Genomic DNA, 21,445 nt, shown 5'->3' with positions numbered 1-21,445 from the left:
AAAAGAAAAACGGATTCAAAAAAATTTGAACCCGTTTTAAAATCAAACTATAAACTATAAACTATTAAAAATTGAAATTAAGTCTTGCAAAAACATATCTTCCGTTCTGCCCAAACTGTGAAGTAGAACGCGAATAGATAAACTGATCATTATTGGTAGAAGCCGTAAGGTTTTTAGTAGGATAAATGTCAAACAGATTATTAACTCCTGCTGTTAAACCTACACTTTTGGTAAATTGATACGCTAAGGAAAGATCGGTAATAATTTTATCTGTAATCGTCTGGTGTTCATTTGGTGAAATTATTCCATCACCATTTGCATCAATAATATCCGGACTTGTTACTTTTCCGAAATATGTATTTCTCAAGTAGAATGTAGCATTTTTCCATGAAAGAGTATGAGATAAGCTTGCTTTGGTTCTTGGCACTGCTTCTTCAAGATAAATTCGTGCTGCTTCAGAAAAATATGTACTTTCCAGATTAGCAGCCTGTAAAGCGCCGGAAGAATGTATTCCCCCAACTTTTCGGGTTTGGTTTAAATTTAAAGCAAAGCTGTTATCAAATTTAACGTCCGAAAATCTCGCTGTATGAGAGATGACAACGTCCAGACCTTTGGTTTCGGTATCAATGGCATTGGTAAAAAACTGCGCCGCATTTACTGCTTCAGCATCAAAAGCTTCCGAGGCAACCGTTCTTGGAAATTGCCCTGTAAGCACAACCCTGTCATCAATTCTGGTAAAATATCCGTCTGCCGTAAATGTCAGATTTGCTGAAGGAATTCTGTAGGTAAAGCCTGCACTCGCCGATTTTGAAGTCTCCTGCTTCAGCTTGGGAATTCCTAAAAGCTCTGCCAATTTTGAGTCGTTGCTGAAAGTTCCCACTTCTTTTAAAGTTCCGTCTGTGAAAAGAGTGGAGGTTACATTATAATAAATCTGGTGAATAGAAGGGGCACGGAAGCCTGTAGACCCCGCAAACCTGAAATTTAAATTTTTAGCCAGTTTAATTCTGGAAGCCAGTTTATAATTAAATGTAGAGCCAAAATCTGAATAATTTTCATATCTCGCAGCCAAATCTACCAAAAACCAGTCGGTAAAATTCAATTCTACATCTGCATACCCAGCAACCGCCTGTCTGTTTTTGTTGACAGCATTGATCGGTTTAAATCCGCCAAACACCTGTGATCCGCCAGGAAGAGCATTTCCAAAGAAATCTGTTGCTCTCGGAGTCGTTCCGTTCCATAAATTTCCTGCAGCGTCATAAGTAGCATAAGAAGCCTCTTCTCCTGCTGTGATTTTGAAATTTTCGTACCGGTGTTCTGCTCCGAAGGCTACATTAATGCCTTTCCAGACATCATATTTTTTTGAGAAGTCTAAATTGATTGTATTTTGAGAAAATCTGAGTCCTCCGGCGTCAAACTCGCTTGGAGAAGCAAATCTTAAAGAAGTATTTCCTGTACGTTCAATCGTGTAATCAAAAGAATTTCGTCCGAAAGTATTGCTGAAATCTACATCCCATCCATCCCAGTTTCCTTTGATGCCTGTAGATAAAGATAAATCCTGAATATCTGTTCCGATCTGAGGAAGATAGCCATCTGAATACAATCCTGTAAATGTTCTGCTCTGATTAGGTCTTCTGTAAAAACCTCCTGAAGTTCCATGTCTGAAGCTGTATCCACCAAATGTATATGCCTTCCAGCTGTCAGTTAATGGAATTTCAATATTTGCAAAAAGCTGGTGATTGTTCAGCTTAGACTGCCCTACCTGCATATTAAAATCTTTTCTCGAAAGACCTCTGTATGCTAATTCCTGATCGGTAACATTGGCTCCTAAAATACTTTGCAATCCTGCTATCGTACTCGCTCCCTGAATCTGACTTTGTAGCTGTGGCGAAAAATAATCTACCCCTTGAGCATATTGATGGATATAGTTGATCAATTGTTGAGAGTTGGGAGTGGTACCTATATTGGTAAATAACGATGAAAGATTAACGCCATCATTTAAAGCACGCTTTTCTATCGCATTATAGGCATTAAAAATGGATCCGCTTTCTGTTCCCGCTCTGTAAGTAGGATTTCTGAACTGTGAAGACCATGTAATATTATAAAATCCGCCTTTGTTACCTATTTTATTACCATAATTAAGGTCGACCTGGATATTTTGCCCGTCAAAGTCTCCGGTATGGTCATTGGCAGTGGGGGTAAGGTTTCCACCATAAGTTAATTGTCCGGTAAGCTTCCCGATATCTCTTCTTAAACCTAAATTGATCACACCTGCTATCGCATCAGAACCATATTGAGCGGAAGCTCCGTCTCTTAATACTTCTATTCTGCTGATTGCGAAAGAAGGGATTGCATTTAAATCTGTCCCCACCGTTCCTCTTCCCGGTGATCCGTTTACATTGACCAAAGCCGAAGTATGCCTTCTCTTTCCATTGACCAAAACCAAAACCTGATCAGGACCTAATCCCCTCAACTGAGCCGGATCCAAATGATCGGTTCCGTCTGCATTGGTCTGAATGGTTGAAGTAAATGAGGGTGCAATAGCATTCAATACCTGCCCAATGGTAGTCTGTGGCAATACAACCGATGCTTCACGTATATTGAATACATCTACAGGAACCGGGCTGTCTACTTTTGATCTTGCCCCGCTTCTTGATCCCAAAATTACTACCTCTTCTACATTTGCTGTCTTCACTGTATCTTTTTCCTGAGCTGCTGCATAAGTTCCCAAGAAAAATAAAACCGAAGAAGAGAAAATTGTCTTTTTATTTTTCATCCTTGTTGCTGTTAATTATTTAAAATTTATGTTTTTTCCAGGGAGCAAATGTAAGGATATTTATTAGTCTACAAAATATATAGACTAATAAATGATAAAAAATCATTAGACATGATATTCTTTTTTTTTAAATCTTGGTAAGTTTAGCGTATTTCAGTATTAAATTTTTCTCACCTTCATGCAGGAAAACCACTTTTGCTTTTATATTCTGAGGATCGGTTCCGTCTAAAAAGGCCACCTCACCAATGCCGAAACGGTCGTGTCTCACTTTATCTCCCACTTCAATGTCCTGCGAAGATGCTCCGCTTGGGTTGATAATTCTTGCGGTGGCAACGGGCTTTAGTTTTCTTGGTTCAGCAATTGGCTTATCATTTTCGCTTTTGGAGATTGTTTTCTTCTCAACCTTTTTGAAACTTCTCACTTCAGAAGGATGCTCATCAAAAATATTGGAACTTATCCCAGATTTGTTGATAAATCTGCCTTCCATTGCAGGATTTAAGAATTCAATATATTCTTCATCCACTTCACTTAAAAATCTTGAAGGCTCTGCATCGGTAATTTTCCCCCACTGAAAACGAGAAACTGCATACGAGAAGAATGCTTGTTTTTCAGCTCTAGTAAGAGCAACATAGAATAAACGTCTCTCCTCTTCCAAATCTTCTCTGGTTGCCGAGCTCATGAAACTCGGAAATAAATTTTCTTCTAACCCAACCAAGTGAACGACCGGAAATTCAAGACCTTTTGACAAGTGAATCGTCATTAACGAAACCATATCTTCATCACCGTTCTTTTTATCCTGAGTGTCGGCTGAAAGGGCGATATTTTCAAGGAAATTCGGTAAACTCGGGTCACCATCTTCTATCTGCATCTGTTCTTCGATGAAACCCTGCATCGAGTTCATCAGTTCCTGTACGTTTTCTACTCTCGAAATTCCTTCCGGAGTCTGATCGTCTTTTAAAAATTTAATTAAACCACTTCTTTTGGCAACTTCCATGGCAACATTATAAGCCGTTTCTGTTTTAAGCAAAACCTGAAATGCTTTTATCATCGACCAAAAATCGCTCAGCTTGGTAATTACACCATTGTTAAAGCCTAAATGCGGTGCATAAATCGGGAGATTGTCTAAAACTTTTGATATCGACAAATTTTGAGAATCTGCAAATACAATCAATTTATTTTGAGTCGTTTCACCAATTCCTCTCGTGGGAAAATTGATAATTCGCATTAAAGCTTCAGAATCATTTTCATTGACTAAAAGCCTTAAGTAACCTAGTAAATCTTTAACTTCTTTTCTTTGGTAAAACGATAGACCTCCATAAACTTTATACGGAATATTTTTTCTTCTTAAAGCGTCTTCAAAAGCACGTGTCTGAGAATTCGTACGGTATAAAATCGCAAAATTGCTGAACTTTCTTTGTTCTCGATTGTGAAGTTCCCAAATATTTCCGGCAACAAAATTGGCTTCATCAGCATCGGAAAGTGAACGGTAAATTTTTATTTTTTCGCCAACTTCATTTTCACTGAAAACATTTTTCTTAAACTGCTGAAGGTTTTTTGCAATGACAACATTGGCTGCATTCACAATATTTTGGGTCGAACGGTAATTCTGCTCCAGCGAAACCGTCATTGCTTCAGGATAATCTTTTTTGAAATTTAAAATATTATAAATATTCGCTCCACGGAAAGAGTAAATCGACTGCGCATCATCTCCTACCACACAAATATTTTCAAATTTTGAGGCTAAAGCTTTTACAATTAAATACTGAGAGTGGTTTGTATCCTGATACTCATCCACCAAGATATACCTGAATCTGTCCTGATATTTGGCTAAAACTTCGGGAAATCTTGTCAATAACTCATTGGTTTTTAATAATAAATCATCAAAATCCATCGACCCGTTTTTGAAGCATTCTTCAACATATTTCTTATAAATTTTTCCCATAAATTTCATGTTGGCTTTTTCATCAGCCTCCATCAATTCAGGATTATTTTCGTAAGCTTTTACGGTAATCAGATTGTTTTTATAATTTGAAATTCTTGAAAGAACTTTTTTAGGCTTATAAAGATCACCATCAATATTAAGGTCTTTAATGGATTTTTTAAGCACATTCAAAGCATCCTGCTGATCGTAAATCGTAAAATTGGAAGGGTAACCCAAATAATGTGCTTCACTTCTCAGGATTCTTGCAAAAACAGAGTGAAAAGTTCCCATCCAAAGGCTTCTCGCATTGCTTTGACCGACCACTTTTGCAATACGTTCTTTCATTTCTTTTGCTGCTTTATTGGTAAACGTCAACGAAAGAATATTGAAAGGATCAATTCCATTGGTAATCAAATGGGCAATACGCATCGTGAGAACACGCGTCTTTCCGGAACCCGCTCCGGCAAGAACCATCAAGGGTCCCTGTAAACTGGTAACGGCTTCAAACTGTGATTCATTCAGTCCTTTCAAATAATCCTCCATACTGCAAAAAATTTTGGGAACACAAAATTAGTGTATTATAAGGAGAATTCAAATTGTATTTACTTTCAATCAAAATACTTGGTGAAAATACAGTTTTACGATTATAAAAATTTGACCTGATATTTTAATTTAAGCAAACTCTAAAATTCTTAAAAAAATATTAAATTTTTTGTAACATTAAGTTTAATTTTACCACTCATTGACAAAACAATTTCTATTTTATGAAAAAACGACTTCTTAGTGTTGCAGCTGCTGCTTTTTTTGGAGTGATGCTGAATGCACAACAAATCAAATTCGAAGAGTATGATTTACCAAATGGTATGCATGTAATCCTTCATCAGGATAATACTGCTCCGGTAGTTACTACAGCGGTAATGTATCACGTTGGTGGTAAAGACGAGATAAAAGGAAGAACTGGTTTTGCACATTTTTTTGAGCACCTTTTATTTGAAGGAACTCCCAACATCAAAAGAGGGGACTGGTTCAAAATTGTTTCTTCAAACGGAGGACAAAACAATGCCAATACAAGCATGGACAGAACGTATTACTACGAAACTTTCCCTTCCAACAACGAGCAATTGGGACTTTGGATGGAAGCTGAAAGATTACGTCATGCAGAAATCAACCAAATTGGTGTAGATACTCAGAGAGAAGTTGTAAAAGAGGAGAAAAGATTGAGAATGGATAACCAGCCTTACGGAAACCTTTTCAACACAATTCAGCAAAATCTTTTCACCAATCATCCTTACCACGGTTCTGTAATTGGTTCTATTGAGGATTTGAACGGTGCAAAATTAGACGAGTTTAAAGCTTTCTACAAGAAATACTATGTTCCAAACAACGCTACTTTGGTTGTTGCAGGAGACATCAAGCCTGAACAAACCAAAAAATGGATTTCAGAATATTACGGAAGCATTCCTAAAGGAACGGTAACTCCGAAAAACTTCCCTAAAGATGCGCCTATTACAAAGGAAAAAGAAGTTACTGCAACGGATGCAAATATTCAGCTTCCTGCTTATATTTTCGCTTACAGAACACCAAGCAACAAAGACAGAGATGCTTATGTTTTAGATATGCTTTCTTCTTATTTAAGCAGCGGTAAATCTTCAGTTTTATACAAAAAATTGGTAGATCAGGACAAAAAAGCTCTTCAGGTAGCTGCTTTCAACCAAGGAATGGAAGACTACAGCATTTTTGCATTTTTTGCAATCCCAATGGGAGCTACAACAAAGCAGGTTTTACAAGCCGACATCGATGCTGAGATAAAAAAAGTACAGACTACTTTGATCTCGGATGAAGATTATCAAAAACTTCAAAACCAATATGAGAACCAGTTTGTAAATACCAATTCCAGTATTCAGGGTATTGCTTCTTCATTGGCGACAAACCACGTTTTGATGGGAGATACAAACTTAATCAACAAAGAAATAGATATCTACAAATCTATTACGAAGCAAGATTTGCAAAATGCTGCGAAAAAGTATCTTAATTCTAACCAAAGAGTAATCATCAATTACGTACCTGAAAAAAAATAATTTCTTTAAGACCTTACGTTTTAAAAAGAATTATTAAAATTAAATTTTTACAAATGAAAAAGCAATTAACCTATATAGCAGTAGCATTTTTATTCTCAGGAATGCTTTCTGCACAAAAAATTGATCTTAACGCAATGCCAAAACCGGGACCAACGCCTGTGATTAACATTGCTCAGCCAAAAACTTTCCAGTTAAAGAACGGTTTAACGGTAATGGTGGTTGAAAATAATAAACTTCCAAGAGTTAACATGAGTCTCTCTATGGACAGACAACCTTACTTCGAAGGTGATATTGCCGGAGTAAGTGAAATCATGGCAAGTCAGCTAGATAATGGCACAACGACTCTTAGCAAAGACGAATTCAACAAGAAAATTGATTATCTGGGAGCAAGCTTAAACTTTTCATCTTCCGGAGCTTCAGCAAATTCTCTTTCAAAATACTTCCCGCAAGTATTGACATTGATGTCTGATGCAATCATTAATCCTAAGTTTTCTGCAGAAGAAATTGAAACTGCAAAGCTAAGAACAATTGAAGGATTAAAATCCGAAGAAAAAAACGCTTCTTCTATAGCTTCAAGAGTTTCTAATGCTTTAGCTTACGGAAAAAATACTTCCAGAGGTGAATTTGAAACGGAAGAATCTATCAAAAAAATCACTTTGGCAGACGTACAAAACGTTTACAAAAAATATTATGCTCCAGACAATGCTTACCTGGTTATTGTAGGTGATGTAAAATTTGACAAAATCAAGCCAATGGTTGAAAAAGCATTCAGCAATTGGAAAAAAGCAGATACTAAATTTGCAGCTTTAGAGCCTGCAAATAATGTTGCCAAAACTGAGATCGACATCGTTGATGTACCTTCAGCAGTACAATCTGTAGTTTCTGTAGGAAATCTTACATCATTAAAAATGAATGATCCTAATTATTTCCCTGCAACAATTGCCAACTACATTCTTGGTGGTGGTGGTGAAGCGAGACTTTTCATGAATCTTCGTGAGAAAAACGGTTTCACTTACGGCGCTTATTCAAGCATGACTGCAAGCAAATATTCTCCTGAGTTTTCAGCTGAAGCAAGCGTAAGAAATGAGGTTACAGATAAGGCTGTAAAAGAATTCATGAACGAATTGAATGCTATTTCTACTGTAAAACCAGAAGAATTAGCAAATGCTAAAGCTAAACTGAAAGGAAGTTTCATTATGGCATTAGAGCAGCCTGCAACTATTGCAAGATTTGCTTTAAACCAAAAAGTAAATAATCTACCTGCTGATTTTTATACCAATTATTTAAAATCAATCGATAAAGTAACTGCTGCTGACGTTTCAAATGCTGTAAAAACGAATGTTTTACCAAACCAAAGCAGAATCTTCGTTGCCGGTAAAGCTTCGGATATTTCGGAAGGACTGGAAAAACTGGGTTATCCGGTAAAATACTACGATGCTAATGCAAACCCGGTTGCGAAACCAACTGCTCAGAAAGTTGATGCAGGTGTAACAGTTGCTTCTGTTGTAGATAAATATATTGCTGCAATTGGCGGAAAAGCTAACCTGGCAAAAGTAAATTCTTACACAACGAATGCAACAATGTCTATGCAGGGACAAAACCTTGATTTTAAAATCATTAAAGCTCAAGGGGGAAAAGAACTTCAGACTGTCTCTATGGGAGCAATGACTCTTCAGAAACAGGTTTTTGACGGTAAAACAGGATATTCTGAGCAACAGGGACAAAAAGTAGCGATGACCAAAGAAGAAATTGCTGATAACTTAAAAAACACTGAGCTTTTCGAAGAATTAGGTTTTGCTAAATCTGGCGATTATAAACTGACAGGAATTGAAAAAATCAACGGTGAAGATTCTTATGCAATCAAATCGGGTGATAAAGCTTACTATTACAGTGTGAAAACAGGTCTTAAAACCGGAGAAACTGAAACAGTGAAAACCCAAGGACAGGAAATGTCTGTTCCTACTACTTTTGCTGATTACAAAGATGTTGCCGGCGTAAAAATGCCTTACACCATTACCGTTAACCAAATGGGAATGGATATGACCATGAAGGTAAAATCTTACGAAGTAAACCAGGCTAAAGATTCTGACTTCAAATAAGAATACATATATTTCAATAAAAACGGTGGCTTTTGCTGCCGTTTTTTGTTTTTAGCCTAAATCTTATTTTGTTGTTCGGTAAAAAAAGATTAAATTTGCCCATTCAAAAAGATATCAAAATTAATGGATACTATATTTACACTATTGATGGTTCTTATTATGATTGCCAGCATTTTATTGGTAATCGTTGTTATGGCTCAAAACCCAAAAGGTGGCGGTCTTTCCAGTACATTCGGAGGTGCATCTTCTGCACAGTTTGGAGTACAGAGAACCAATGATTTTATGGAAAAATCAACATGGACTCTTGGAACGGTAATTATCGTTTTAATTTTGATAAGCGTTGTAGTAACAGGTAAACCAAAAGCAGCTGTTCCTACTCCTCAAGCTCCGGCGAAAACTGAAGCACCTGCAGGAAAAGCTCCGGCTTCTACAAATTCAGCACCTATAAGTGTTCCGGCTTCTAAATAAGAAAATTATTATTTAAGATAAATGAAAAGCAACTCTATGGAGTTGCTTTTTTATTTCAGTTTAATCTGTTCAATTTTGTGCCTGAGCTTCAAACCGGCTTTCAGAAAAGAATATTGCAGAGGTTTACTATTTTTATAATATTTATCAATAAAAATCTGCATCGCACCATAAAATCTTTGCAGATACACCTCATCTTTTATCGTGCTTTCACCTTTATGATGAAGAATGGATGCTTTACCATAATAATAGTTTTGGTAACCGTTATTCAGCAGTGTATAGCAAATATCAATGTCTTCTCCGTACATGAAATATTGCTCGTCTAAACCTCCAATTTTATTGTAAACGTCTTTTTTAACTAAGAAAAAAGCTCCAGTAATAACTTCAACTTCTGAAACATCAAATTCACCAATATCGTTTCTGTAATATGATTTTGAATTATTTTTTTTAAACTTCGTAAAAAGCTTTTCGAAAGAATTAAACATATCAGGAATCGATCTTTTGCTTTCAGGAAGAAAAACTCCATTTGCATCATGCATTCTTACCCCAAGACAGCCAAAATTTTGTTTTGAGTCTGTAAAATCCAAAATTTCACTCATGTAAAAACCTTCAATTTCTGTATCTGGATTTAAAATTAAAAGATATTTACCTTTTGCAGACTGAATTGCTGTATTATTAGCTTTGGCAAATCCATCATTAGTTTCAGAAGCTATAAAATGTACTTTTGGAAATTCAGAAATTAAATTACCCCACGAACTGTCGCTGGAATGATTGTCTATAACGATCACTTCATACACAATATTTTGCACATATTTTTCAATTGAAACAAGGCAGTTTTTCAAAAGTTGTGTAACGTTGTAATTAACGATAATAATAGAAAGCTTCACCATATCTAATCTTTTTCGTTATAAGGCAATCGGTTAACAATTGATCTTCCCAAAGAAATTTCATCTGCATATTCTAATTCGTCCCCTACAGAAATTCCTCTTGCAATACTTGAAAATTTAATATCGAAACCTTTAAATTTTTTATAAATATAATACGCTGTTGTATCTCCTTCCATGGTTGCGCTTAAAGCAAAAATAAATTCTTTCGCTTTGCCTTCACGAAGTTTTTTTTCAATACTTGGAATATTTAATTGATTGGGACCTACTCCTTCCATCGGAGAAATTTTTCCACCCAGAATGAGATATTTTCCGGTGTATTTTCCTGTATTTTCAATGGCAATCACATCGCGAACATCTTCTACAATGCAAACTACATCATCATTACGTTTATGGCTGCTGCAGATCTCACAAATTTCAAAATCTGAAAAATTATGGCATTCTTTACAGTATTTAATTTCATTCACAAGATTAATGATGGAAGTTCCCAAACTTGTCGCTCTGGAATTCGGTTGCTTTAATAAATGAAGTGCTAAACGTAAAGCGGTTTTCCTGCCAATTCCGGGAAGCCCGGAAATCTCCTCCACTGCTTTTGCCAATACTTTACTTGGATAATCCATAAAACAAAAATAAGGAAAAAGATCATTAATTGGAAGATTGAAAAAAAGATGTGGTATGAATTTTAAAGATGATAAACTTACTTGTTGACATTTATATTTTAAAATCTTCGGGATTTCTGTGACCATCCCAAAAAGATAATATTTCAATAGAATTATCAACAATTCTATAAAAGATTGAAAATTTCCTTAATATAACAACATAATGAATACCTTCTAAACCAAATAATTCCTGACCGATGAAGGGATTTTCTTTTAGCAGATTTAATGATTTTTTTAGATTACAAATGAATTTTCTTTGAATAAGTATTAGATTTATTTTTCTCAATCCAAAATTTCAAAGCGTCTGCCTTTTCATTTGCTGCTTTAGAAGTCCATTTTATTTGAAACATTTTTCAAATATTTTATCTGCTTCTTCCTCAGAAATAAATTTACCTCCTTCCGCTTCCTTTATCCCATGAAGTATAGATTTTTTTTGCTCTTCTGATATTTTTATTTCTCCCTGACTCTTGAAACTGATTTTCATTTCTTCTAAAAAAGCTTCAATCACAGAGAACTGTTTCGGATTTTCCGGATAGATTACAATACTTTTCATAACAGAGTAATTTACACAAAGATAAAAAATATCTCAATTGCAAAAATCTTTTACATTTTTAAATCTGAAAATTCTTCTCAAACCATTATCTTTGAGCTACAAAATATTAAACCTGAAAATATAAACTAAAAAAATGGCACTTAACAATCTTAATTATCCGCTGGATTTTAAATTCAAAATTTCAACTCTTGCCAGCGATTTCAACATTACAGACAGAAACGGAAATTACGTGGCGTATGTTCGTCAGAAAATGTTCAAACTGAAAGAAGACGTTATTGTTTTCAATGACGAAAGCAAAACCAAAGAATTATTCAGAATTCAGGCAAATCAGTGGATTGATTTCAATGCATCATATTCAATTAAAGATACATTAGGAAAAAACTTCGGAAGATTGGCCAGAAAAGGGATGCGTTCTATCTGGAAGTCTTCTTATAATGTTTTGGATGAAGCAGATCAGCAAAAATTTACAATAACTGAAGATAACGCCTGGGTGAAATTTTTCGACGGAATGGTTGGAGAAATTCCAATTATCGGAATGTTTACCGGATATTTTTTAAACCCATCATATACCGTAAAGGGAATGGATGGAAAAGAATATTTCAAACTAAAAAAAATGCCATCATTCTTTGGAAGAAGATTTCAATTAGACAGATTGGTAGATATCGAAGATGAAGACGAAAGTTTGGTTGTTTTATCTTTTTTGATGATGGTTCTTTTGGAGAGAGCAAGAGGATAAATTAGCTTAAAAGTGATTTGCTTCTTCTTTGACTTAAAATTAGAAGCTAAAATTTAAAAATATTAAAAAATGAAAAATTTAATCATTTTCTTTTCAGCATTCCTGTTGATTGCCTGTAAAAAGGAAAAAGATACCATTACAGATTCCAAAAAAACGGATTCTACAGCTATTGTTAAAGATTCGGTGAAAACAGATGTTCACAATGCAAATATTACAGTTGATATAATTCCGTTTCCAAAAGAAATCAAGGAATGTTCATGTTATTTTGCAAGAAACAAAGCTGATTTTGAAAACGAAAAATACATCTATGCCGATGACGCAGGAAAAACAGCGTACATGATGCTCGACGGAAAAAGACTCGCTATGAATCTGATTTCATCAAGCGACATGGAAGTTGATGAACAACTGACGAAAGAAATTGAAAATGAGAATTATAAAATTTCAGTGAAAGGCAAAAAAATCAAGCACGAGGAAGCTTTGCTTTTTGAAGGCACTTTAACGATTGAAAAACCGGACGGAAGCAAAACCACAATGCCGATTTATGGCGAATGTGGATGCTAAAAATTAGCAATTAGCAATTAGCAATTAGCAATTAGCAATTAGCAATTAGCAATTAGCAAAAATATTGCTCCTGAATTTCGGGAGCATTTTTAATTTTGTAATTTTGAGAAAAATAAATTTTATGGAACTATCAAACATAGAACCGCAGATTATCTGGAAGAATTTTTCCAAATTAAATGCAGTTCCGAGACCGTCTAAAAAAGAAGAAAAAGTAATTGCTTTCATTAAAGAATTTGGTGAAAATTTAGGCTTAGAAACAACGGTTGATGAAGTAGGAAATGTAATTATTAAAAAACCTGCAACGTCGGGAATGGAAAACCGTAAATCTATTGTGATGCAGTCACATTTGGATATGGTTTGTCAAAAAAATAATGATGTCAATTTCGATTTTGAAACCCAAGGCATCCAAATGGAAGTTGATGGAGATTGGGTAAAAGCAAAAGGAACTACTCTAGGTGCAGATAACGGTTTGGGCGTTGCAACGATTATGTCGGTTCTTGAAAGTTCAGATATTCCGCACCCAGATTTGGAAGCTTTATTTACGATTGATGAAGAAACAGGAATGACAGGAGCTTTAGGTTTAAAACCAGGACAATTAACCGGACAAATCCTTTTAAATTTAGACACAGAAGAAGATGACGAAATCGACATCGGTTGTGCGGGTGGAATCGACGTTACAATCAATCAAAACTACTCTACTGAAGCTTCTAACGGGCAAATTGTAAGAATTGAAGTAAAAGGTCTTCAAGGTGGACATTCCGGAATGGATATTCACAAAGGCTTCGGAAATGCCAATATCATCTTAGGGAGAATTCTTTATAAAGCTTTGGAAAATCAAAATATCCAATTGATTTCTATCGATGGAGGAAGTTTGAGAAATGCAATACCTAGAGAAGCTGTTGCTTTGATTTCAGTTAGAAATTCAAATGAATTTATCGAAAACGCCACAGAAGGAATTAAAAAACAAATTTTAGAAGAGTTTGCTTCTATCGAAGCTGCACTTCAAATTAATATTGAAAATTCTACAAGCTCTGATAAAGCACTTAGCGAAGAAGATTCTAAGAAAATCATTTTGGTTTTAAAATCTCTTCACAATGGGGTTTACAGGATGAGCCCGGACGTGAAAGATCTGGTAGAATCATCTAATAATGTTGCAAGAGTAGCATTGAAAGAAGGTGATCTGAAAATATTAAACCTTTCAAGATCATCAGTTGATTCATCTAAAGATTCTGTTGCTGAACAGTTGAAATCAGTGTCAGAATTGGCAGGAATGAAAGTAGAATTTAGCGGTTCTTATCCAGGTTGGAAACCGAAACCGGGTTCTGAAATCGTCCAGATGATGGAAAAAATCTACACCGAAAAATTTACAGAAAAGCCACACGTTGTTGCTTGTCACGCAGGTTTAGAATGCGGAATTATAGGTGCCAATTATCCCGAAATGGAAATGGTTAGCTACGGACCCACCATTAGAGGAGCACACTCACCGGATGAAAAAGCTAATATTTCTTCGACACAAAAATTCTGGGCATTTACCAAAGATATTTTGGCAAATATTCCTTTGAAATAGAATTTTTAAAATATAATATTGAATATCCAGAGTCTTTTGATTTTGGATATTTTTTTCGTTTCAGTTTCAGTTGGTTGTTTTGGCTAAAGCCGAATGAATAATTTCATATCGTTGGCGGGCTGAAGCCCACCTCTATTAAATGACAAAATTTATACTCCATTCAATACGAATGGGCTTCCGCCCGTTTAAAAACAAAAATACATTATCGGCTTTAGCCAAAACTTAACAAATTTTCGAAGAAGAATATAAAGAGTTTATTAAAAATATAATCTTGAATGGATTGATTTTGGCTAAAGCCAATGGAAAATTTAATTCTGCAGGTGGGCTGAAGCCCACCCCTATTGAATGACAAAAACACCTGCAAAACAATAATTTTAAAATATTCACAATATAACTTTATTCAATAGGAACGGGCTTTAGCCCGTTTTAAAATAAAAAGATATTCCTTGGGCTTTAGCCAAAACTTAAAAATATTTTCTAATTTTGAGAAAACAACACAAATGTCCTATCTCAAAATTTACATTCATATTGTCTTTTCGACAAAAAACAGAATTCCATATTTTAGTACTTTAGAACTACGGGTGAAAATTTGGAAACACATTAAAGATAATGCATCTGAAAAAGGAATATTTTTAGACATGGTCAATGGATATTCAGATCATTGCCACTGTTTAATTTCTTTAGGTTCAAATCAAAATATTGGAACTATTGTTCAGCTTATCAAAGGTGAATCTTCTTTTTGGATTAATAGAAACAATCTAACAAAAGAAAAGTTTGCATGGCAGGAAGAATACTTTGCAGTATCTGTTTCCGAATCTAAAATCGAACAAGTAAGAAATTATATTAAAAATCAAAATATTCATCATCAGAAGAAAACTTTTGAAGAAGAATACGGAGAGTTTATTAAAAAATATAATTTTGAATAGATTTTGGTTAAAGCATACAAAATAAGAATCGAAAGTTATGTCTGCTGTAAATAAAATTAAATAATTTATGAAAAGCATCACCGTATTCAGCGGATCAAATTTTAGTTTGGAAGGAATTTATAAAGAACAGGCTGGCAAAAGAAAATATCCTTCTCATTTATGGCGGAGCAAATGTTGGTTTAATGGGCGCTGTTGCTAATTCCAATCGATACGTTAAGAAAACGTAATTTATCCTAATGACGCGGTTATTTATAAGTTGAGACACGTTACAGAACCTATCCATAGTAGTTTAAGGACTCTTTAAAGCAAAAAAATACCCACGAATCTGGTTCGAGGGGTATTTTGTTATATATTTAAATATTCTTAGACCATCTAAGGATAAGGAGCAATCGCCACTTCAAGACCTTCCATTTCCATTGCCATATGAAGCTGACAACCCAATCTGCTGTTGCTTTCCACATGAAAAGCTTCACCCAACATGGCATCTTCTTCATCACCCATTGGTTCCAATCCGGGATCATTGATCACGTAAACCTGACACGAAGCACACATTGCCATTCCACCACAAACTCCGATGGTTCCTTCTTCGGCCAATTCATACGAACGGATGATTTCCATTAAATTCATCGACATATCCGTTGGTGCAACCACATCGTGCGTAACGCCTTCCCTATCCGTAATTTTAATATTTATATCGCTCATCTAATCAATGTTGTTAGTTGATGGTTGATAGTTGTTGGTTTTCAGAAATGTATTCACTAACAACCGACAACCAAAACCTAAAAACCAAATTAATCTATTTTCTTTACAACTGCTTTTTCAGCTTCTTTACGGGTTCCGTCGAAACCGTCGATTCCGCTTACTGTGGTATATTTTAAAACGAATTTTTTACCCGGATTTAATCTGTTGTAAACGCTTTGACACATCAATGTCGCTTCATGGAAACCACAAAGTATCAACTTCAATTTCCCAGGATATGTATTAATATCACCGATTGCATAAATTCCTTCGATGTTGGTTTGATAATCTAATGCGTTGTTGACTACGATTGCATTTTTTTCGATATTCAATCCCCACTGAGCAATTTCTCCCAACTTTGGAGTCAATCCGAATAATGGAATGAAATAATCTGTTTCAATATCATAAGGATCTTGTCCATCAATTGCAACGGTGATTGCCTCAACTTTTCCGTCACCTTTAATAGCAGTAACTTCTGCAGGGGTAACTAATTTAATCTTACCCTGATTTTTTAAGTCCTGGACTTTTTCTACAGAATCCAAAGCTCCACGGAATTCATTTCTTCTATGAATTAAAGTCACTTCACTGGCAACATTTGATAAGAAAACGCTCCAGTCTAAGGCAGAATCTCCTCCTCCTGCAATAACCACTCTTTTGCTTCTGAAATGTTCAGGTTCTTTAACGAAATATTCAAGACCTTTTTCTTCGTAATCAGCGATATTATCCATCGTAGGTTTTCTCGGTTCAAAAGTTCCTAAACCTCCTGCAATTGCAATCGCTTTACATCTATGAACCGTACCTTTATTAGTCACAACTTCAAACCATTCATCATCAACTTTCGTATATGATACTGCGGTCTCTCCCAGCGTAAATCCAGGTTGAAATTGTTTGATCTGTTCCATTAAATTATCAACCAGTTCACCTGCATTTACAGACGGATAACCCGGAATATCGAAAATCGGTTTTTTAGGATACAACTCAGCCAACTGACCTCCGGGTTGTGGAAGTGCATCGATGATGTGGCATTTCATTTTTAGCAAACCTGCTTCAAATACGGCAAAAAGCCCGGTTGGTCCCGCTCCGATAATCAATATATCTGTAGTAATCATAATATGATGATAATTTAATAATTTGTAGCTGCAAATTTACTAATTTTAATGCGAAGCATATTTAATTATGCCTAAATAAAAAACTGAGATTTATCAAAAACACGCAAAAAACTGATAATGAAAAACTTGGCAGTCTTTTTGTAAACCTTAAAATATGAAGAAGATACTTACAATCATTGCAATATTCGCTTTCTTTTTTGGCTATTCGCAATTGAACAATGTAGCAGACGGCGAATCTATTACTCTAAGAATACATTACGGATTCTTAAATGCAGGATCAGCAAACCTCAGCGCAAAACATGTAAACTACAAAGGCATCCCGCATCTTTATGTAAAAGGTACCGGACAAACAACCGGAGCGGTAAGAGCTTTTTTCAAGGTGGAAGATTTGTATGAAAGCTATATCAATATCAATACAGAATTGCCTAGTTTTTATGTAAGAAATGTAAAAGAAGGAAGCTATACCCAACATTTGCAAACGGTTTTCAATCATGATAATAACACATTGGTTTTGACAGATAAAAAAACGCCTGCAAATGGCTCTAAAACCATAAAATCTGCAAAAGGAATTCAGGATATGCTTTCCTGCTTTTATTATCTAAGAAGTAAAACTCCTGCCGAACTGAAAGTAGGAACTGTGATTAATATGAATGTCTGGATTGATGACGAGATGTTTCCTTTCCAGTTGAAAGTAGTAGGTACAGAAAATCTAAAGACAAAATTCGGAACAATTAATGCTTTAAAAATAATTCCGTCGGTAAAAAGCGGCAGAGTTTTTAAAGAAAAAGAAGGCGTTACGATGTGGGTAAGTAACGATTATAATCACATCCCTTTATTACTAAAAGCCGAATTGGCGGTAGGTTCTTTAAAAGCAAGTATTGATGATTTTAAAAACGTAAAGTACCCTGTAAAATTTAGTAAATAAATTTTTACAAATATAAATTCTAAATTCCGGTAGTTTTATCGGAGTTTTTTTTTGATTTCAGTTTTCAATATTTATTGTTAAGGCAAATCAATGATTCTGAATTACAACAAGATGAAAACATCGGAATTTTTACAGAATATAATAGGTATTTATTAATTAATCAACTTTTTTGCAGTGAATAACATAAAGTGAAGAAAAAAATATATGGATTGGAAACATTTAACGCAGACTCACAATCCGGAAATGTATCAGAAGAAACCTATAGTGGATAGAAAAACAAAAAGCGACTCGAAAGAACCGCTTTCTGTAAACCTAAATTAACATAAATTCCGGAATCATATTTCCCATGAATTATTATGAAATCTTTTTCCTGTATCTGCTACAAATCTTTTCAGCTTGCAGTTATACTAAGGTATTCTCATTTGTGTTCAAATATATTAAACTGATTATTTTAAGCATCTTTTACAGAGCTTTTCAGCTCTGTAACGACACTTAGGTTAATCAATTGTGTTTTATAATTAATTTAGTATCATTTTGCAGAGTCTTTCGACTCCGCAGTCAGATACCCTCTTCGTCATTTGTGTTTTATACCAACATTAAAATTTTAAATTGAAATATCTAAAATTCTACTATATCAATGAACTTCCTAAGTGAAGATTTATTCTTTCATCTTCAAAAGAATTTTTCTTCTTATTTGCTGTGGTAAAATTAGTAAGTTACTGAGTTATTAACATAATAAATATTGTAGATATTTATCTACAAAGTTGTAGATATTTATCTACAAGAATATCTATCTAATAAAAACATACAGATTTAAAATAATTGAATTTCAAACACTTATCGAAACAGAATATATAGCCGCAAAATATGTTCTTCGCTGACCATTATTCAGAAATAAGAATTGAGGCAAGAAAATGTAAATATACATTAATGATAATTATTCATTATTTCTACAAGCTCAACAAAATTTTCGATGTTTAGTTTATCAAAAATTCTTTTTTTAATCGTGCTTATTGTATTTTGTTTTACGTCCAGATTATTCGCAATTTCAAGATTTCCCTGACCTTTTGCATACATTTCAGCAATTTCGAATTCTCTTTTTGTAAGTTTCAGAAGCGGATTGATCAGGTTGTGTTTTTTCATAGAATTTATGAGTACATCCTGAGTAATACCAGAAATATATTTACCTGTTGTATGAATTTTGAGAATGGCTTCCTTAATCTCCTCTTCTTCGCTCAGTTTGGTTAGAAAACCATTAGCTCCGGCTCTGATATATTTTACAGCGTGCGTATTTTCATCAAGACCTGAAAAAATAAGAATTTTAATTTCCGGCTTTAAAGTTCTGATCTCCGGAATAAGAGTAAGGCTGTTTCCGTCCGGGAAAAGAGCATCCATTATAATAATATCCAGATGCTGTACTTCAATAATTTCTAAAGTTTTATGTAAAGTTGATGCATGAAATATTTCACCCTCGAAACCAATTTCTTCAATAAGAAATTCCACACCCTGTCTTATAAGACTGTGATCATCTGCAAGCAAAAAATTTATCTTTTCAGAGTCTGAATTATTCATTGATTAATATTCAAATTAATTATAAACCTCACTGTAGTTCCTACATTTATTTCACTTTCTACCGAGATACTTCCCGAGTATAATTCTATAATTTCTTTACATAAGCTCAAACCCAGACCAGCTCCCAAATTCTCTACATCTTCAGATAACACGCCCTGATAATAAGGTTCAAATATCTTTTCGAGATCAGATTTTGAAATTCCGGTTCCTGTATCTGTAATAATTGTCACCAGAGAAACTATGTTTTCATCAATCTTCTCTGCTTTTGTTTTTACCGAAATCTCTCCATTGTCAGTAAATTTATTGGCATTCCCGAGAATATTCATAAAGATCTGATTGATTTTGGTATTATCAGTATAAACTTCAATTTCAGGATTAATATTTTCTTCAACAACAAATTTATTATTTCTTGTCTCAATGTAAGGTTCAATAGAATTTAAGATCGAATTCACTTCATTTTTTAAGTTAAAAACTACAGGAATCAATTTATTTTCCACCTGCTGATTTTTGGTATATTCTAAAATCTGATTGGCCTGCATCAACAAAGTATTATTGGTAAAACTTATGGCCTTAAGATATTCTTTAATGCTTTCATCATTCGTTTTTTTGCTGATTTTTCTGATGAAAATTCCTATAATTTTTAAAGGAGATCTCAATTCATGGCTCAACATTCCCAAAATTCTGTTTTTAAAATTCAGGTTTTCTTTGATTTGTTGATTGGCGGCATTCAGACGCTTTTCATAGACAAACGCAATTCTTGTGAAATACATAATTAAAATAGAAACAATAAACATCAAAACCATTGCCCCCAAAATCAGATAAGTTCTTATTTTATTATTCTCAGAATTCTGCTGAGCATATTCTTTTTCTAAATCTGATTTTGAGTCCTTTACAGCGACATCATAAATATTCATGACTCCGTTACTGTAAATCAGAAGGTTATTAAATATGGTATAAAATTTACCGCTATCATTTTGTTTTTCGATTACCTTAACCTGAATCTTTTTTACCTGACCGGAATAATGATTCTGAACCAAATTCATAATACTGTCAACTTCCGCTTTGATCGCTGTCGCTTCGGGAATTTTACCCTGTTTTACTGTGATAACTGTGCTTTCTTTTCGCACATTTTCTTTCCCCGAAATAGCATCTCCTAACCTTCTGAATAAACCTTTTTTCTTTACAGTGGTATCTGCATATGTTTTGGTTTCTACATCAAAATTATATTTATCTAAATTAAAATTGGTCTCGAACTTTTTCAGTTTAGGCAAAGAATTAGGAACTCTAAAATTTGATTTTATAGAATACTGATACGTGGAATCTACCAGCAATTTCAGGTTTTTGCTCCCTAAAGAATCTGTCTTCTGAAGGGTTACAATATTCTTTAACCTCGGATATTTAGCTTCAAAACGGTTGATTTCATCAAAATTTTCGCCAAGCTTTTTCAAAGATTTAAAATAAGAATCTAAATATTTTTCTTCCGAATTGGTAAGATACTGCTGAAGGAAATTCTGTGCATTCAAAAGTTCTTTTCTTGAATTGTCTGTCACTTTTTCCAGTGACTGTACTTCTTTCAGCTGCTTCTCTATAAACGCTGAATTTCTTCTGTTGACAAATTCATTATAGAAATATCCTGCTATTATAAGCTGAATTAATAGAATACAAAAGATAAGAGAATATTGAACAATTTTTCTGAATCTAAAACTCAATGATTTTTGACGACTATCTTCTGGCTTCATATAATCTGTATTTTAAGCTGTATCGTAATCCGTTTCAGATCAAAAACTATGATAACAGATTACAAAATTAAACATTCTAATAAAATATCACTTTGTCTGGATAAACAAATTTCAATGCAACGAATCGGAAAAGTTCCAAA

At 34.3% G+C, this 21,445-nt stretch carries 18 protein-coding genes; 8 read left to right on the top strand and 10 right to left on the bottom strand.

Annotation, left to right across the window (positions count from 1 at the left end):
- Positions 1–64: 64 nt before the first annotated feature.
- Positions 65–2,773 (bottom strand): TonB-dependent receptor plug domain-containing protein, encoded by a 2,709-nt coding sequence (locus ACOOWA_RS10745; protein ID WP_421375146.1) that lies wholly within the window; start codon positions 2,771–2,773, stop codon positions 65–67.
- Between the two features lie 127 nt (positions 2,774–2,900).
- On the bottom strand, positions 2,901–5,237 hold the full coding sequence (locus ACOOWA_RS10740) for an ATP-dependent helicase (RefSeq protein ID WP_421375144.1): 2,337 nt from the start codon (positions 5,235–5,237) through the stop codon (positions 2,901–2,903).
- Between the two features lie 221 nt (positions 5,238–5,458).
- Between ACOOWA_RS10740 and ACOOWA_RS10735 the strand changes: the two genes are divergently transcribed.
- The 3 genes from ACOOWA_RS10735 to secG all read left to right on the top strand — a co-directional run bounded on the left by ACOOWA_RS10735 (position 5,459) and on the right by secG (position 9,339).
- Positions 5,459–6,772: a M16 family metallopeptidase gene (locus tag ACOOWA_RS10735; RefSeq protein ID WP_421375142.1), complete on the top strand. Its 1,314-nt coding sequence runs from the start codon at positions 5,459–5,461 to the stop codon at positions 6,770–6,772.
- A 53-nt stretch (positions 6,773–6,825) separates the two neighbouring features.
- Positions 6,826–8,871 (top strand): M16 family metallopeptidase, encoded by a 2,046-nt coding sequence (locus ACOOWA_RS10730; protein ID WP_421375140.1) that lies wholly within the window; start codon positions 6,826–6,828, stop codon positions 8,869–8,871.
- 123 nt (positions 8,872–8,994) lie between these two features.
- Positions 8,995–9,339 carry a preprotein translocase subunit SecG gene (gene secG, locus ACOOWA_RS10725; RefSeq protein WP_421375139.1) on the top strand — a complete coding sequence of 115 codons (345 nt, stop codon included), beginning with the start codon at positions 8,995–8,997 and terminating at the stop codon, positions 9,337–9,339.
- Positions 9,340–9,389: 50 nt separating this feature from the next.
- On the opposite strand, the gene ACOOWA_RS10720 is transcribed toward secG, so the two are convergent.
- From ACOOWA_RS10720 to ACOOWA_RS10705, 4 genes are all read right to left on the bottom strand, one after another.
- Positions 9,390–10,226 (bottom strand): glycosyltransferase family 2 protein, encoded by an 837-nt coding sequence (locus ACOOWA_RS10720; RefSeq protein ID WP_421375137.1) that lies wholly within the window; start codon positions 10,224–10,226, stop codon positions 9,390–9,392.
- Positions 10,227–10,228: 2 nt separating this feature from the next.
- Positions 10,229–10,840: a recombination mediator RecR gene (gene recR / locus ACOOWA_RS10715; protein WP_421375135.1), complete on the bottom strand. Its 612-nt coding sequence runs from the start codon at positions 10,838–10,840 to the stop codon at positions 10,229–10,231.
- 91 nt (positions 10,841–10,931) lie between these two features.
- Positions 10,932–11,165: a type II toxin-antitoxin system RelE/ParE family toxin gene (locus ACOOWA_RS10710; protein ID WP_421375133.1), complete on the bottom strand. Its 234-nt coding sequence runs from the start codon at positions 11,163–11,165 to the stop codon at positions 10,932–10,934.
- Between the two features lie 51 nt (positions 11,166–11,216).
- On the bottom strand, positions 11,217–11,432 hold the full coding sequence (locus ACOOWA_RS10705) for a hypothetical protein (protein WP_421375131.1): 216 nt from the start codon (positions 11,430–11,432) through the stop codon (positions 11,217–11,219).
- Positions 11,433–11,565: 133 nt separating this feature from the next.
- Between ACOOWA_RS10705 and ACOOWA_RS10700 the strand changes: the two genes are divergently transcribed.
- The 4 genes from ACOOWA_RS10700 to tnpA all read left to right on the top strand — a co-directional run bounded on the left by ACOOWA_RS10700 (position 11,566) and on the right by tnpA (position 15,222).
- Positions 11,566–12,168, top strand: coding sequence for a hypothetical protein (locus ACOOWA_RS10700; RefSeq protein WP_421375130.1), 603 nt, complete (start codon positions 11,566–11,568; stop codon positions 12,166–12,168).
- Positions 12,169–12,237: 69 nt separating this feature from the next.
- Positions 12,238–12,729, top strand: a complete 492-nt coding sequence (locus ACOOWA_RS10695; protein ID WP_421375128.1) for a hypothetical protein — start codon at positions 12,238–12,240, stop codon at positions 12,727–12,729.
- 121 nt (positions 12,730–12,850) lie between these two features.
- Entirely contained in the window at positions 12,851–14,296 is a 1,446-nt protein-coding gene (locus tag ACOOWA_RS10690) for an aminoacyl-histidine dipeptidase (protein ID WP_421375126.1), read from the top strand.
- Between the two features lie 500 nt (positions 14,297–14,796).
- A complete protein-coding gene (gene tnpA, locus ACOOWA_RS10685; protein WP_421375124.1) occupies positions 14,797–15,222 on the top strand; it encodes an IS200/IS605 family transposase in 426 nt (141 codons plus the stop codon).
- 372 nt (positions 15,223–15,594) lie between these two features.
- Here the strand turns inward: tnpA and ACOOWA_RS10680 are convergent, their stop codons facing one another.
- Positions 15,595–15,924, bottom strand: a complete 330-nt coding sequence (locus ACOOWA_RS10680; RefSeq protein ID WP_421375122.1) for a ferredoxin — start codon at positions 15,922–15,924, stop codon at positions 15,595–15,597.
- Between the two features lie 89 nt (positions 15,925–16,013).
- A complete protein-coding gene (locus ACOOWA_RS10675; RefSeq protein ID WP_421375120.1) occupies positions 16,014–17,069 on the bottom strand; it encodes an NAD(P)/FAD-dependent oxidoreductase in 1,056 nt (351 codons plus the stop codon).
- 154 nt (positions 17,070–17,223) lie between these two features.
- On the opposite strand from ACOOWA_RS10675, the gene ACOOWA_RS10670 reads away from it, so the two are divergent.
- Complete coding sequence (locus tag ACOOWA_RS10670) at positions 17,224–17,994, top strand: DUF3108 domain-containing protein (RefSeq protein WP_421375118.1); 771 nt, start codon at positions 17,224–17,226, stop codon at positions 17,992–17,994.
- A 927-nt stretch (positions 17,995–18,921) separates the two neighbouring features.
- Here ACOOWA_RS10670 and ACOOWA_RS10665 read toward each other — a convergent pair.
- Together ACOOWA_RS10665 and ACOOWA_RS10660 are read right to left on the bottom strand one after the other, a co-directional pair.
- A complete protein-coding gene (locus ACOOWA_RS10665; RefSeq protein ID WP_421375116.1) occupies positions 18,922–19,566 on the bottom strand; it encodes a response regulator in 645 nt (214 codons plus the stop codon).
- A complete protein-coding gene (locus ACOOWA_RS10660; protein WP_421375115.1) occupies positions 19,563–21,305 on the bottom strand; it encodes an ATP-binding protein in 1,743 nt (580 codons plus the stop codon). The genes ACOOWA_RS10665 and ACOOWA_RS10660 overlap by 4 nt, the downstream gene beginning before the upstream one ends.
- Positions 21,306–21,445: the final 140 nt, after the last annotated feature.

It is taken from the genome of Chryseobacterium sp. GP-SGM7 (genome assembly GCF_049166575.1).
Classification (GTDB): Bacteria; Bacteroidota; Bacteroidia; order Flavobacteriales; family Weeksellaceae; genus Chryseobacterium.
Note: the sequence above shows the minus strand (reverse complement) of the source record. Positions and strands in the feature narration are given on the sequence as shown.

What these genes read in the sequence shown, in the direction of transcription:
- ACOOWA_RS10745 (WP_421375146.1), bottom strand. Translation starts at nt 2,773, where the DNA reads ATGAAAAATAAAAAGACAATTTTCTCTTCTTCGGTTTTATTTTTCTTG.
- ACOOWA_RS10740 (WP_421375144.1), bottom strand. Translation starts at nt 5,237, where the DNA reads ATGGAGGATTATTTGAAAGGACTGAATGAATCACAGTTTGAAGCCGTT.
- ACOOWA_RS10735 (WP_421375142.1), top strand. Translation starts at nt 5,459, where the DNA reads ATGAAAAAACGACTTCTTAGTGTTGCAGCTGCTGCTTTTTTTGGAGTG.
- ACOOWA_RS10730 (WP_421375140.1), top strand. Translation starts at nt 6,826, where the DNA reads ATGAAAAAGCAATTAACCTATATAGCAGTAGCATTTTTATTCTCAGGA.
- secG (WP_421375139.1), top strand. Translation starts at nt 8,995, where the DNA reads ATGGATACTATATTTACACTATTGATGGTTCTTATTATGATTGCCAGC.
- ACOOWA_RS10720 (WP_421375137.1), bottom strand. Translation starts at nt 10,226, where the DNA reads ATGGTGAAGCTTTCTATTATTATCGTTAATTACAACGTTACACAACTT.
- recR (WP_421375135.1), bottom strand. Translation starts at nt 10,840, where the DNA reads ATGGATTATCCAAGTAAAGTATTGGCAAAAGCAGTGGAGGAGATTTCC.
- ACOOWA_RS10705 (WP_421375131.1), bottom strand. Translation starts at nt 11,432, where the DNA reads ATGAAAAGTATTGTAATCTATCCGGAAAATCCGAAACAGTTCTCTGTG.
- ACOOWA_RS10700 (WP_421375130.1), top strand. Translation starts at nt 11,566, where the DNA reads ATGGCACTTAACAATCTTAATTATCCGCTGGATTTTAAATTCAAAATT.
- ACOOWA_RS10695 (WP_421375128.1), top strand. Translation starts at nt 12,238, where the DNA reads ATGAAAAATTTAATCATTTTCTTTTCAGCATTCCTGTTGATTGCCTGT.
- ACOOWA_RS10690 (WP_421375126.1), top strand. Translation starts at nt 12,851, where the DNA reads ATGGAACTATCAAACATAGAACCGCAGATTATCTGGAAGAATTTTTCC.
- tnpA (WP_421375124.1), top strand. Translation starts at nt 14,797, where the DNA reads ATGTCCTATCTCAAAATTTACATTCATATTGTCTTTTCGACAAAAAAC.
- ACOOWA_RS10680 (WP_421375122.1), bottom strand. Translation starts at nt 15,924, where the DNA reads ATGAGCGATATAAATATTAAAATTACGGATAGGGAAGGCGTTACGCAC.
- ACOOWA_RS10675 (WP_421375120.1), bottom strand. Translation starts at nt 17,069, where the DNA reads ATGATTACTACAGATATATTGATTATCGGAGCGGGACCAACCGGGCTT.
- ACOOWA_RS10670 (WP_421375118.1), top strand. Translation starts at nt 17,224, where the DNA reads ATGAAGAAGATACTTACAATCATTGCAATATTCGCTTTCTTTTTTGGC.
- ACOOWA_RS10665 (WP_421375116.1), bottom strand. Translation starts at nt 19,566, where the DNA reads ATGAATAATTCAGACTCTGAAAAGATAAATTTTTTGCTTGCAGATGAT.
- ACOOWA_RS10660 (WP_421375115.1), bottom strand. Translation starts at nt 21,305, where the DNA reads ATGAAGCCAGAAGATAGTCGTCAAAAATCATTGAGTTTTAGATTCAGA.